The organism is Pseudomonas sp. FW300-N1A1 (genome assembly GCF_058789115.1).
On sequence record NZ_JBYTBK010000028.1, the window covers coordinates 38,292 to 50,675 of the forward strand.

Genomic DNA, 12,384 nt, shown 5'->3' on the forward strand with positions numbered 1-12,384 from the left:
GTATGCTGGTGGCCTGCCGAGGAGAGTGAAATGGCTTACGATTTTGACCTTTATGTGATTGGCGCCGGTTCCGGTGGTGTACGCGCGGCGCGCTTTGCTGCGGGCTTCGGTGCAAAAGTGGCCGTGGCCGAGAGCCGTTATCTGGGGGGGACCTGCGTCAACGTGGGCTGCGTTCCCAAGAAGCTGCTGGTGTACGGCGCGCATTTTTCCGAAGACTTCGAACAGTCCCGGGGCTTTGGCTGGTCGTTGGACGAGGCCGACTTCGACTGGGCGACGCTGATCGCCAACAAGGATCGCGAGATCAATCGCCTGAATGGCATCTACCGCAACCTGCTGGTCAACAGCGGCGTGACCCTGCACGAAGGCCATGCCAAGTTGCTGGACCCGAATACGGTCGAGGTCAACGGCCAGCGGTTTACCGCCACAACCATTCTGGTCGCCACCGGCGGCTGGCCGCAGATCCCGGAGATTCCGGGGCGCGAGCACGCCATCAGCTCCAACGAAGCGTTTTTCCTCAAAACGCTGCCCAAGCGCGTGCTGGTGGTGGGCGGTGGCTACATCGCCGTCGAGTTTGCCGGGATCTTCCACGGCCTGGGTGCCGAGACCACCTTGCTGTATCGCGGTGAGTTGTTCCTGCGTGGCTTTGACGGTTCGGTGCGCAAGCATTTGCAGGAAGAACTGACCCGGCGCGGGATGGACCTGCAATTCAACGCCGACATCGAGCGTATCGACAAGCAGGCCGATGGCAGCCTGAACGTGACCCTCAAGGATGGCCGCCAACTGCAGGCCGACTGCGTGTTCTATGCCACCGGGCGGCGTCCGATGCTGGACAACCTGGGCCTGGAAAACACCCGGGTCACGTTCGACAACAAAGGTTTTGTCGAAGTCGATGAGCTGTACCAGACCGCGGAACCGTCGATCCTGGCCATTGGCGATGTGATCGGCCGCGTGCAACTGACGCCGGTCGCCCTGGCCGAAGGCATGGCCGTTGCGCGTCGCCTGTTCAAGCCGGAACAGTATCGTCCGGTCGATTACACCATGATCCCGACGGCGGTGTTCAGCTTGCCGAACATCGGCACCGTTGGCCTGACTGAAGAGCAAGCCCGGGAAGCGGGGCATGAGGTGCAACTGTTCGAAAGCCGTTTCCGGCCAATGAAGCTGACCCTGACCGAGTGCCAGGAGCGCACCCTGATGAAACTGGTGGTGGATGCCAGGACCGATAAAGTGCTGGGTTGCCACATGGTCGGGCCGGAAGCCGGCGAGATCGTCCAGGGGCTGGCAATTGCCCTCAAGGCCGGCGCGACCAAACGTGACTTCGACGAGACCATCGGCGTGCATCCTACGGCCGCTGAAGAGTTTGTCACGATGCGCACCCCAGTAGCGGGTTAAGCGCCTTTCGCGGTACCTGACGCTGTGTCTGGCGGTGCATGAAGTGTGCCTGCCAGAGCCAGCGTTTTTTTATGCAGATACTTTTTTCTTCTATTAATACTGCCGGCTAATAGCCAAAACCAATCAGCAGCATCAGGTTATCCAATGAGCCATCATCGGACTCATTGGTTAGGATTCTCCCATCAAGTTTTTAACCACTGACGGAGAGTCAACGATGCCTATCATCAACAGCCAAGTTAAACCGTTCAAAGCGACCGCCTACAAAAATGGCGACTTCGTTCAAGTGTCGGACGCTGACCTGAAAGGCAAGTGGTCTGTCGTGTTCTTCTACCCGGCCGACTTCACCTTCGTTTGCCCGACCGAGCTGGAAGACCTGGCGGACAACTACGCCGAGTTCCAGAAGCTGGGCGTCGAGATCTACAGCGTGTCCACCGACACTCACTTTGCCCACGCGGCCTGGCACAACACCTCGCCGGCCATCGGCAAAATCCAGTACACCATGATCGGCGACCCGACCCACGTCATCTCCCGCAACTTCGACGTGCTGATCGAAGAAGCCGGCCTGGCGGACCGTGGCACCTTCGTGATCAACCCTGAAGGCCAGATCAAGATCGTCGAACTGAACGACGGTGGTGTGGGTCGTGACGCCTCCGAACTGCTGCGCAAAATCAAGGCTGCCCAGTACGTTGCTGCTCACCCGGGCCAGGTTTGCCCAGCCAAGTGGAAAGAAGGCGAAGCCACGCTGGCGCCGTCCCTGGACCTGGTCGGAAAGATCTGAGTCTGTGAGTCGATCGGGGGCGATGAGCTCTTGAGCACGTAAACCGCATCGCCCCAAAAAACGCCTGGGCGAATCTGCCCGGGCGTTGTTTTTTCAAGAACCGAATAAAGGAGATCGCCCGTATGTTGGACGCCAATCTTAAAGCCCAGTTGAAGTCATACCTGGAACGGGTCACCCAGCCGATCGAGATCGTCGCCTCCCTCGACGACGGTGCGAAATCCCAGGAAATGCTCGCGCTGCTCAAAGACGTTGCCAGTCTTTGCAGCCTGATTACCTTGCGCGACGACGGTAACGATGCACGCAAACCGTCGTTCTCGATCAATCGCCCGGGTGCCGATATCAGCCTGCGTTTCGCCGGCATTCCCATGGGCCACGAATTCACTTCGCTGGTGCTGGCCTTGCTGCAAGTCGGCGGTCACCCTTCGAAGGCCAGCAGTGAGCTGATCGAACAGATCTGCTCGCTCAAAGGCGAGTTCAACTTTGAGACCTACTTCTCGCTGTCCTGTCAGAACTGCCCGGACGTGGTCCAGGCGCTGAACCTGATGGCGGTGCTCAACCCGAACATCCGTCACGTTGCCATCGACGGTGCGCTGTTCCAGGACGAAGTCACTGAACGCCAGATCATGGCGGTGCCCAGCGTTTACCTGAACGGCGTCAACTTCGGCCAGGGTCGCATGGGCCTGGAAGAAATCGTCGCCAAACTCGACACCAGCGCCATCGAGCGCCAGGCCGAGAAAATCAGCGCCAAGGAGGCCTTTGACGTGCTGGTGGTCGGCGGTGGCCCGGCCGGTGCGTCGGCGGCGATCTACGCCGCCCGCAAGGGGATTCGCACCGGTGTTGCCGCCGAGCGGTTTGGCGGCCAGGTGCTGGACACCATGGCCATCGAGAACTTCATTTCCGTGCAGGAGACCGAAGGGCCGAAGCTGGCGGTAGCGCTGGAAGAGCACGTCAAGCAGTACGACGTCGACATCATGAACCTGCAACGCGCCGACACCCTGGTGCCGGGCAAACAGGGCGAGTTGCACGAAGTGAGGTTTGCCAGCGGTGCCAGCCTCAAGGCCAGGACCGTGATTCTGGCCACCGGTGCGCGCTGGCGTGAAATGAACGTGCCGGGTGAGCAGCAATACCGCAACAAGGGCGTGGCGTACTGCCCGCACTGCGATGGTCCGCTGTTCAAAGGCAAGCGCGTTGCGGTGATTGGCGGTGGTAACTCCGGCGTTGAGGCGGCGATCGACCTGGCCGGTATCGTCGCCCACGTGACCCTGCTGGAGTTCGATGTGCAATTGCGCGCCGACGCCGTCCTGCAGCGCAAGCTGCACAGCCTGCCGAACGTCACCGTGATCACGAATGCACAAACCACCGAAGTCACCGGTGACGGTCAGAAGGTCAACGGCTTGCGTTACAAGGATCGTCAGTCAGGCGAGACCTTGGATGTGGAACTGGAAGGGATCTTTGTCCAGATCGGCTTGCTGCCCAACACCGATTGGCTCAAGGGCACCGTCGAACTGTCGCCGCGGGGCGAGATCATCGTCGATAACCGGGGGGAGACCTCGATCCCGGGTGTGTTCGCCGCTGGCGACGTGACGACCGTGCCGTACAAGCAGATCGTGATTGCGGTGGGCGAGGGTGCCAAGGCATCGCTGAGTGCCTTCGACCACCTGATCCGCACCTCGGCCCCTGCATAAAGGCCTGCGCCGAAAACACAAAACCTTGTAGGAGCGAGCGTGCTCGCGATGGTCGCCAACGATCACGCGGGAAGGCTGGCCCCCCGCGGCGGTCTGAGGCTTATCGCGAGCACGCTCGCTCCTACAGAGGGAATGTGGCGGGGGTTACAGCGGCGCCGGCTGAATGATTTCAACCCAGTACGCATCCGGGTCCTTGATGAAGGCCAGGCTCTTCATGCGGCCGTCATTCAAGCGTTTCTGGAAGTCACAGCCCAGGGCTTCGAAGCGCTCGCACGCGGCGCGAATGTCGGGGACGGCAATGCAGATATGACCGAAACCGCGTGGGTCTGTATTGCCGTTGTGGTAAGCGAAATCCGCGTCATGCTCGGTGCCGTGGTTGTGGGTCAGCTCCAGGATGCCCGGGATCGACTTCATCCACTGGGTGCGGGCCGCCGCGTCGGCGGGGATCTGGTGCTTGTCGACCAGCGCGAGGAAGTACAGGCTGAATTCGGCTTCCGGGAAGTCACGCTTTTCAACCAGGGTGAAGCCCAGGACACGCGTGTAGAAGTCCAGGGACTTGGTGATGTCCTTGACCCGCAGCATGGTGTGGTTGAAGACGAATTGCTGGGTGGCGGTGTCAGGTTGGGCGGTGACGCCGGGGAAGGTATTCAGTTCGTGCAGGCTCATGGGCCCTCCGGAAAACAAGTGGGGCAAACGACACTGCGGACAGTAACTGTCCTTGGGCTTGCGGTGTGCCAATGATACGCAACGGACCGGGTTGCGCCAAAGTAAAACCTTGGGCTATTGCCTGGGCGAGCGCCTGGGCTCAGACTTTGACGTTCGCCCCGCCAGTGTTCTGCGTGATGATCCGACTGTATAAATCCCTGTTCGTATTCACCTGTCTGTTTTCGGCTGTCGCGAGTGCACAGCCGGCACTTCCCGAGATCGCCTGGCCCAGTGGCTGGCAGGTGCAAGCACTGACGCAAGAGGCGGAATCCGCAGCCACTTCGCCGCAGGTCGTCAGGCAACGTGCGACAAAAATCGATGAAAATGGTGATCCAGTGTTGGTCATGGAGTTGACCATGAGCCAGGTTGAAGTCGGGCATGAAGTCAATGTGCAGGGTGTCTTGCTGGAAATGCGCAAGTCGATACAGAAGGACTTTTTTCGAGGCGGCTATCAGAGTGTGTGCAACAAGATCCATTCCGCTACATTGAGCCGGTTATCGGCCCTGGAAACCACCTGCACGGTTACCCGTAATGGTCAGGCCCTGTTGTCGCAAACCGTGGTCGCTGCGCTAGATGGCGATAAGGTCTATGTTTTCTCCTATGCCGGCCAGGCTGAGGCTTATGCAAAAAGCCAGGATGAAATACAGGACTTTCGAAATAGTTTGAAACTTTGATGGGGGGCGCCGGGCCTGTGGTTTCAGCGGCTTGGCGCAGCGCGATTATCCAAATGGACTATATAAAAAGTTATCTCGTGACGCCTCGGGATTTATCGGCTTTTGCAACTAGATCGACGATCATGCCTGGCATGAAAAAGCCCTGCATGTGCAGGGCTTTTGGCGTGGCGTCGAAGACTTAAGCGCGAAGCCAGGAATCAACGGTGCTGGCGCCGTATTGTTCCTTCCAGGCTTTCAGGCCGCGGTGATTGCCGCCCTTGGTTTCGATCAGCTCACCGGTGTGCGGGTTCTGATAAACCTTGACCACGCGCGCGCGGCGGGTCTTGGGGGCGGCGGCCAGCTGCAGGCCGGACTTAGGGTTCGGGTCGAGGATGGCGATAATGTCGCGCAGGCTCTTGCCGTAGGTTTTCATCAGCCCCTGGAGCTTTTCTTCGAATTCGATTTCTTTCTTCAGCCCGGCGTCGTTCTTTAGCGATTCCAGCTGCGCGAGCTGTTCTTGAAGGGCCTTTTCAGCTGCACGAAATTCAGCGAGTCTGGACAATATCTTTACTCCAATAGTGTGTTTGGCTGATACATACCGCCAACAAAGCTATAAGCCAAGAGCCTTGTAGCGACTCGGGGGGATAGTGGCTCACCTGCCAATCTTGCTCAGGCAGGAAAAATTGTAGTAGTTAATGGGCTCGGAGTAAATCATGTCTTTTTCAAGATGTAAGATTGCTTGACGGTTTGATGCAATGGTGTGTGCCTAATCATGGGTCGGTTACTTCCCAGGGCAGTTTTACCGAGGGCTTAGTGATTCTTGAGCTCGATAATGAAGTCTGCACCGGGCATGGGGCGACCATACAGGTAGCCTTGCAGGAAGTTGACCCCATGCTGGGCGAGATAGTCACTCTGCTGCAGCGTTTCCACGCCTTCGGCGACGATACCCAGATCGAGTTTTCCGGAGAGTTCAATGATGCTTTCCAATATATGCCCGGACAAGGCATCGGCCCCTATCATCGCCACGAAACTCTGATCGATTTTCAGGAAGTCCACATTGAACTGGCGCAAGTAGCCCAGGCTGGAGTGCCCGGTGCCGAAGTCGTCGATTGCAATCTTCACCCCCAGCTCATGCAGTTGCTCGAACAGTTGAAGGGTCACGGGGGAAGGGACAATGAGCTCGCGTTCCGTGAGCTCCAGAATCAGCGCCACTGAGCCCGGCGAGAAGGCTGCGAGGAATTCCCGGCAGTCGTCGACCAGTGCCAGGTCCTGGCAATGGTTGGCGGTGATGTTGATGCCAATATGGAACAATTCATTCAAGTGTTGGGTATGGGGCGCAAGCAAGGCGGCGGTCTGGCGCATCAGCGAGCGCGTCATCGGAACAATCAGGCCCGAATGCTCGGCGAATGGAATGAACAGGTCGGGAGGCACCACGCCTTCTTTCGGATGCTTCCAGCGCATCAGGACTTCGACCCCGGCCCATTGTTTGTTGTCGCCATGCACCACAGGCTGAAAGTAGGGGACGAATTCGCCGGCCTCCAGTGCGCGCTGCAATTCAAGGCTGGGCGACGACGCGCGTTTTTGCAGCCAGTGGGCGATGGTGCCGGCGATCACGCCAAAGAAAATCAGCAGGCTGAACAGTGGCGGGTATTCACTGGCCATGTAACGCCAGACTTCACCCTCTGGAAAGCCGGCTTCCACGCCATAGGCATACCGTGAGGACTGCAGACTGCTGCGGGCGACCGGCAACTCGGGAGGCGGGGTCTCGTGGACCTTGCCATCGACCGTCAACCAGCTGTCACCGACTTGCAGCCGCAACAAGGTCTGGCGACCGATCAGGCGCAGGACATTGCTCAGGTGATAGCCATCCAGCGTGGTCAGGGCGCCTTGCCGGCCCTCGCTCAGGCGATACACCAGCAGTGCGGTGTCGGGAGTGACCGGATTGCCGTTCATCAACCATAACTTGCCTTGGGTGTACTCGCCCGGATCGACCTTTTCCTTGAAGTCGCCAAACAATGAACTGCAATAAAGGGTGTTGTCCCACACCAGATTGGTCGAGCGCACAAAAGGCCGGCGCGTGACTTGTTCACGCAAGGCCAGCGTGACATCGGCGCAGGGCTGTCCGGCCAGGGGCAGCAGCACCTGGGCCGCGTGGGCGGTGTTGTCGAGCATCAGGTCGAACTGGCGCACAGCTTCGACGGCGGTCTGATGGGTGTTTTGTGTCAGCCGGAATTCGGCTTGCATGTGCAGAATGATCGCGCCCAACAGCACGGGAACCAGGCCGGCCAACAAGGTGATGACAGTGCGAACGGCGGGTTTGCGGCGGGGCTTGAGGGTCAGCGGCATGGGTGAAACCTGTGACGATGGAGTAGGGCAATCAAATGCAGGCGTGGCAAGGGCATGTGTCCCCCGCAGAACGTTGGTACCGGGGATGATAGATGGCGCTTGGCGTTTGTGCTTTTCAACGGTAATCCAGCTGCCGTGCCAGCTTGATGAACGCCAGCGTGGCCGGTGATGCCTGGCGCTCGTCCAGTACGGCCAGCCCGACCTGGCGCTTGACCTCGGGTGACAGTGGCCGCTTCACATAGCGTGGCTGTGGGGTATCGGGCAGCGAGCCTTCGGCAACGATCGTCAGGGCGTCACCGCGACTGACGGTTTCCAGGGTGCTGAGCAACTGCGAACTGCGATAGCGGATATCCGGTGTCAGCCGGGCCGCACTGAACAAGCGCGACACCAGTTCCGCCGAGCCGGCTTCGGTGAGGATGAACGGGTCATGGCACAGGTCGCTCAAACGCAGGCTGTCACGTTGGGCGAGGGGGTGGTGTTGCGGGAGCAGTGCCACCATCTGGTCTTCGACCAGGGCAAAGGTGTCGAAGCGTTCCTCGGGCAGCACCACAAAGCCCACATCAATGCGCCGCTCCTCCAGCCACTGCATGACCTGTCGGTCAGGCCCCTCATCAATGTGTACCTCGATCCCGGGCCAGGTGGCGCGGTACTGCTGCAATATCATTGGCAGCAGCTTGATCGAAGCGGTCGGGCCGAAAGAGCCGATGCGTAGCGTGCCGCGTTTCATGCCACGGGCATCCGCCGCCTCCTGGCGCAAGGTGCTGGCCAGGCCGAGCATGGCCCGGGCACGCAGCAGCAACGGCTGGCCGATGTCGCTCAGTTCAACCCGGGACGGATGCCTTCTGAGTAACTCGACGCCCAACTCCTGCTCCAGTGACTTGATGGCGTGGGACACCGCCGATTGGCTGATGCCCAGGCGGTTGGCCGCGCTGGTGAAGCTTTGCAGTTCGGCCACCCGGGAAAATATCTCGAGTTGGGTCAGTGTCATGAGTGAATGCTCATTTTACGATGATCGATCATGAGGTAAAGAATACGCCATCAGCGCAATGCCAGTGAGTTAAGTGAACGCCGACTTTTGTAGGAGCGAGCGCGCTCGCGATGAACTCAAGGGCAACGTGGTTACTCAGAAAGCACGCGTAATCGTTAACGTCCATCGCGAGCACTCGAGCGTCGACCGGCTGCTCCTACAAATGCGACCTGTGCTCCTTAACTGAACATCATTGCGCCATCAGCGCGCCTTTTTTCTCAGGAGTCTCATGAAAAGCCTTGTCCAGAGCCGTTCCCGTGAGTCGGATGTGCCCGTCTACCTGAAACTGGCCGCGGTCACGATGATCTGGGGCGGCACCTTTGTGGCCGGCCGGTTCCTGGCGGACGGGCTGACGCCGTTGTTGGCCGCCAGCTTGCGGTTCCTGCTGGCGAGCCTGGCACTGCTGCTGTTCATGGCCGTGGCGCGGATCCCGCTGGTACGCCCGACATTCAGGCAGTGGCGGCAATTGGCGCTGCTGGGGTTCTTCGGGATCTTCTTCTATAACCTGTGCTTCTTTTACGGTTTGCAGTTGATCAATGCGTCGCGGGCGTCGCTGATCGTGGCGCTCAACCCGGCCGTGATTGGCCTGGCCTCGTGGTTGTTGTTCAAGGAGCGGCTGAACAGGATCCAGGTCGTCGGCATCGCACTGTGCCTGGTCGGCGCCGGCGTGGTCATTCTCGGGCGCGATCCCTCGGCGCTTGACGGGTCGGCGGCAAGTACCTGGCTGGGTGATGCGCTGATACTCGGTTGCGTGCTGGGGTGGGGCGTCTATTCGTTGTGTTCCAGGGGGCTGAATCAGGCGCTGGGGCCGCTGCACACGGTCACTTATTCCATTGTGCTGGGTACCCTGATGCTCTGGGCGACCAGTGCCGTGCGGGGTGAGGTGAGCCTTGAGGCGCTCCTCGACCTGCAGGTGGGGCAGTGGTCGAGCCTGTTGTACCTGGGCATGCTGGGGTCGGCTTTGGCCTATATCGGCTACTACGACGGGATCCGCCAGATCGGCGCCACCCGCTCCGGGGTGTTTATCGCGTTGAACCCGCTGACCGCGGTGATCCTGGGCGCGCTGTTGCTCGACGAGCAGATGAGCGGCGCGATGTACCTGGGCGGTGGGGTGATTCTGCTGGGCATCTACCTGTGCAACAAACCCTTTGCACGGGCGCGAAAAAGGGGGATTTTATAGAGAAGGCGGACAAACTGTTTTACGCTGTGTAGAATCGGGTTACGCATATAAGAATAACGTCTTCTGGCAGCAGAAGCCTCGCCCGTAAAAGCCTTGGGTCGACAATGAAGATATTTGGGTTCCAATTGATCTACGGTGATTTTCTCGCCCGCAGTGTGCGAGGGATCTCCTGCGCGCCACCTGTCGCACTCAGCATTGCTCGAAACTAACGATCCGTTAATTCCATAAAAAGCATGATGAGGCGCCAACCATGGCAGATTTATACGAAAACCCAATGGGCCTGATGGGCTTCGAGTTCATCGAACTGGCATCGCCAACCCCGAACACCCTTGAGCCGATCTTCGAGATCATGGGGTTCACCAAGGTCGCGACCCACCGTTCCAAAGACGTGCACCTGTATCGCCAGGGCGCGATCAACCTGATCCTTAACAACGAACCCCACAGCGTGGCCTCGTACTTCGCGGCCGAACACGGTCCTTCGGTGTGCGGCATGGCGTTTCGCGTCAAGGACTCGCAACAGGCCTACAAGCGGGCACTGGAGCTTGGCGCCCAGCCGATTCACATCGAGACCGGCCCGATGGAGCTGAACCTGCCGGCGATCAAAGGCATCGGCGGCGCGCCGCTGTACCTGATCGACCGTTTTGGCGAAGGCAGCTCGATCTATGACATCGATTTCGTGTTCATCGAGGGCGTTGACCGCAACCCGGTCGGCGCGGGCCTGAAGATCATCGACCACCTGACCCACAACGTGTACCGCGGCCGCATGGCCTACTGGGCGAACTTCTACGAGAAGCTGTTCAACTTCCGCGAGATCCGCTACTTCGACATCAAGGGCGAATACACCGGCCTGACCTCCAAGGCCATGACCGCGCCGGACGGCATGATCCGCATCCCGCTCAACGAAGAGTCGTCCAAGGGCGCGGGGCAGATCGAAGAGTTCCTGATGCAGTTCAACGGCGAGGGCATCCAGCACGTTGCGTTCCTGTCCGATGACCTGATCAAGACCTGGGATCACCTGAAAAGCATCGGCATGCGCTTCATGACCGCGCCGCCCGAGACCTACTACGAAATGCTCGAAGGCCGCTTGCCGAACCACGGCGAGCCGGTGGGCGAGCTGCAGGCGCGCGGGATTCTGCTGGATGGCTCTTCGGAGGACGGCGACAAGCGCCTGCTGCTGCAGATATTCTCGGAAACCCTGATGGGGCCGGTGTTCTTCGAATTCATCCAGCGCAAAGGCGACGATGGTTTCGGCGAAGGCAACTTCAAGGCGCTGTTCGAATCGATCGAGCGCGATCAGGTCCGCCGTGGTGTGCTGGCCACCGAGTAAGGTTCTGACGCTGTAAAAAAAACGCCCGGTCAGGTTTCAAGCCTGACCGGGCGTTCTGGTTTATGACATCGATTTTCGTTGTTGCCGGACCAGATGCTTGAAGCCCTCGAATACCAGCACCAGTACCGCCAACCAGATCGGAATGTAGGTCAGCCATTCCCCCGCCTTGATGCTCTCTCCCAGCAGTAGCGCAACCCCCAGCAGCAACACCGGCTCGACGTAGCTGAGCAGCCCGAACAGGCTGAATGGCAACAGGCGGCTGGCGATGATGTACACCACCAGCGCCGACGCACTGATGATCCCGAGTACGGGAATCAGCAACGACAGCCACGGGTGCTGATCGAACACCCCAAAGCCTTGTTCGCCATGGTGCACGACCCAATAGGCCACGGGCAGCAGCAGCGCCATGTCCAGCCACAGACCGCCGAGGTTGTCCGCCGCCAGGCGTCGGCGCAGCACGAAATAGGTGGGGTATCCGATGGCCACCAGCAGCGTCGCCCAGGAAAAACTGCCCACCTGATACAACTCGTTGAGCACGCCGAGGGTGGCCAGGAACGCCGCAATTTTCTGCAGATACGACAGCCGTTCGCCATACACCATGCGCCCGGTCAGTACCATGGTCAGGGGCAGCAGGAAGTAGCCCAGCGAAACGTCCAGGCTGTGGCCGTTCAGCGGTGCCCACATGAACAGCCAGAGCTGCACGCCGAGCAAGGCCGACGACAGCAGCAAGCCACCCAGCAGCGCCGGTTTGCCGGCGACCCGACGCAGAATTTCGACGACCCGTTTCCATTCGCCGGACACCAGCATGAACACCGTCATGCACGGCACGGTCAGCAGCATGCGCCAGCCAAAGATCTCCACGCCGTCCAGTGGCGACAGCAGGGAGGTGTAGTAATACATGACGGCGAACAGCACCGAGGCTGACACCGATAGAGCGATACCTTTAGACACGCAGTCCTCGCCAAGCACGGGGGGAAATTCAAGAGGGCAGAGGATAGCGTGGATTGCCTGGCGGATGTGCGCTGAACCTGTGGCGAGCGAGCTTGCTCGCGCTGGGCTGTGTAGCAGCCCCAAAACCGGTCACCCGGTTTATCTGAACCCCCGCAATAGTCTTGTCGGGGGCGCTTCACCCCCCAGCGCGAGCAAGCTCGCTCGCCACGGTGCGGTGTTCACTGCTGATGGAGCGATGTGCAGACCCTGTATTGGCGCTGATCAGAGGGAACACAAAATGTGCGAGCTGAACCTGTGGCGAGCGAGCTTGCTCGCGCTGGGCTGTGTAGCAGCCCCAAAACCG

Annotated in this window: 11 protein-coding genes; 6 read left to right on the plus strand and 5 right to left on the minus strand. The window is 59.7% G+C overall.

All coding sequences use genetic code 11. From position 1 onward, the window contains the following. Nucleotides 1-30: 30 nt before the first annotated feature. The 3 genes from gorA (at nucleotide 31) to ahpF (ending at nucleotide 3,852) form a co-directional block, all read left to right on the plus strand. Complete coding sequence (gorA, locus tag AC3WQN_RS18335) at nucleotides 31-1,389, plus strand: glutathione-disulfide reductase (protein ID WP_103401706.1); 1,359 nt, start codon at nucleotides 31-33, stop codon at nucleotides 1,387-1,389. Nucleotides 1,390-1,603: 214 nt separating this feature from the next. Beyond that, nucleotides 1,604-2,167, plus strand: a complete 564-nt coding sequence (gene ahpC / locus AC3WQN_RS18340; protein ID WP_095079203.1) for an alkyl hydroperoxide reductase subunit C — start codon at nucleotides 1,604-1,606, stop codon at nucleotides 2,165-2,167. Between the two features lie 122 nt (nucleotides 2,168-2,289). Next, a complete protein-coding gene (ahpF, locus tag AC3WQN_RS18345) occupies nucleotides 2,290-3,852 on the plus strand; it encodes an alkyl hydroperoxide reductase subunit F (RefSeq protein ID WP_103401707.1) in 1,563 nt (520 codons plus the stop codon). 144 nt (nucleotides 3,853-3,996) lie between these two features. Here the strand turns inward: ahpF and gloA are convergent, their stop codons facing one another. Then, nucleotides 3,997-4,518, minus strand: a complete 522-nt coding sequence (gloA, locus tag AC3WQN_RS18350; RefSeq protein WP_103401708.1) for a lactoylglutathione lyase — start codon at nucleotides 4,516-4,518, stop codon at nucleotides 3,997-3,999. Nucleotides 4,519-4,694: 176 nt separating this feature from the next. Here gloA and AC3WQN_RS18355 point away from each other — a divergent pair, with 176 nt between their 5' ends. Next, nucleotides 4,695-5,231 (plus strand): DUF4946 domain-containing protein, encoded by a 537-nt coding sequence (locus tag AC3WQN_RS18355; RefSeq protein WP_103401723.1) that lies wholly within the window; start codon nucleotides 4,695-4,697, stop codon nucleotides 5,229-5,231. Nucleotides 5,232-5,409: 178 nt separating this feature from the next. On the opposite strand, the gene AC3WQN_RS18360 is transcribed toward AC3WQN_RS18355, so the two are convergent. The 3 genes from AC3WQN_RS18360 to AC3WQN_RS18370 all read right to left on the minus strand — a co-directional run bounded on the left by AC3WQN_RS18360 (nucleotide 5,410) and on the right by AC3WQN_RS18370 (nucleotide 8,544). Continuing rightward, nucleotides 5,410-5,772 carry a histone-like nucleoid-structuring protein, MvaT/MvaU family gene (locus AC3WQN_RS18360; RefSeq protein WP_095079200.1) on the minus strand — a complete coding sequence of 121 codons (363 nt, stop codon included), beginning with the start codon at nucleotides 5,770-5,772 and terminating at the stop codon, nucleotides 5,410-5,412. 248 nt (nucleotides 5,773-6,020) lie between these two features. Next, nucleotides 6,021-7,556: an EAL domain-containing protein gene (locus AC3WQN_RS18365; RefSeq protein WP_103401709.1), complete on the minus strand. Its 1,536-nt coding sequence runs from the start codon at nucleotides 7,554-7,556 to the stop codon at nucleotides 6,021-6,023. Between the two features lie 115 nt (nucleotides 7,557-7,671). Further along, nucleotides 7,672-8,544: a LysR family transcriptional regulator gene (locus AC3WQN_RS18370; protein WP_103401710.1), complete on the minus strand. Its 873-nt coding sequence runs from the start codon at nucleotides 8,542-8,544 to the stop codon at nucleotides 7,672-7,674. Between the two features lie 268 nt (nucleotides 8,545-8,812). Here AC3WQN_RS18370 and AC3WQN_RS18375 point away from each other — a divergent pair, with 268 nt between their 5' ends. Both AC3WQN_RS18375 and hppD read left to right on the plus strand, forming a co-directional pair. Then, nucleotides 8,813-9,763, plus strand: coding sequence for a DMT family transporter (locus AC3WQN_RS18375; protein ID WP_103401711.1), 951 nt, complete (start codon nucleotides 8,813-8,815; stop codon nucleotides 9,761-9,763). A 250-nt stretch (nucleotides 9,764-10,013) separates the two neighbouring features. After that, nucleotides 10,014-11,090 (plus strand): 4-hydroxyphenylpyruvate dioxygenase, encoded by a 1,077-nt coding sequence (gene hppD / locus AC3WQN_RS18380; protein ID WP_103401712.1) that lies wholly within the window; start codon nucleotides 10,014-10,016, stop codon nucleotides 11,088-11,090. 60 nt (nucleotides 11,091-11,150) lie between these two features. Here hppD and rarD read toward each other — a convergent pair whose 3' ends face one another. Then, the gene (gene rarD / locus AC3WQN_RS18385; RefSeq protein WP_103401724.1) at nucleotides 11,151-12,041 is read right to left on the minus strand and encodes an EamA family transporter RarD; all 891 of its coding nucleotides are present in this window, start codon (nucleotides 12,039-12,041) and stop codon (nucleotides 11,151-11,153) included. Between the last annotated feature and the right edge of the window lie 343 nt (nucleotides 12,042-12,384).

Bases quoted from the DNA above. Each gene is read 5' to 3' on its own strand.
- gorA (WP_103401706.1), top strand. From the start codon at position 31: ATGGCTTACGATTTTGACCTTTATGTGATTGGCGCCGGTTCCGGTGGT.
- ahpC (WP_095079203.1), top strand. From the start codon at position 1,604: ATGCCTATCATCAACAGCCAAGTTAAACCGTTCAAAGCGACCGCCTAC.
- ahpF (WP_103401707.1), top strand. From the start codon at position 2,290: ATGTTGGACGCCAATCTTAAAGCCCAGTTGAAGTCATACCTGGAACGG.
- gloA (WP_103401708.1), bottom strand. From the start codon at position 4,518: ATGAGCCTGCACGAACTGAATACCTTCCCCGGCGTCACCGCCCAACCT.
- AC3WQN_RS18355 (WP_103401723.1), top strand. From the start codon at position 4,695: ATGATCCGACTGTATAAATCCCTGTTCGTATTCACCTGTCTGTTTTCG.
- AC3WQN_RS18365 (WP_103401709.1), bottom strand. From the start codon at position 7,556: ATGCCGCTGACCCTCAAGCCCCGCCGCAAACCCGCCGTTCGCACTGTC.
- AC3WQN_RS18370 (WP_103401710.1), bottom strand. From the start codon at position 8,544: ATGACACTGACCCAACTCGAGATATTTTCCCGGGTGGCCGAACTGCAA.
- AC3WQN_RS18375 (WP_103401711.1), top strand. From the start codon at position 8,813: ATGAAAAGCCTTGTCCAGAGCCGTTCCCGTGAGTCGGATGTGCCCGTC.
- hppD (WP_103401712.1), top strand. From the start codon at position 10,014: ATGGCAGATTTATACGAAAACCCAATGGGCCTGATGGGCTTCGAGTTC.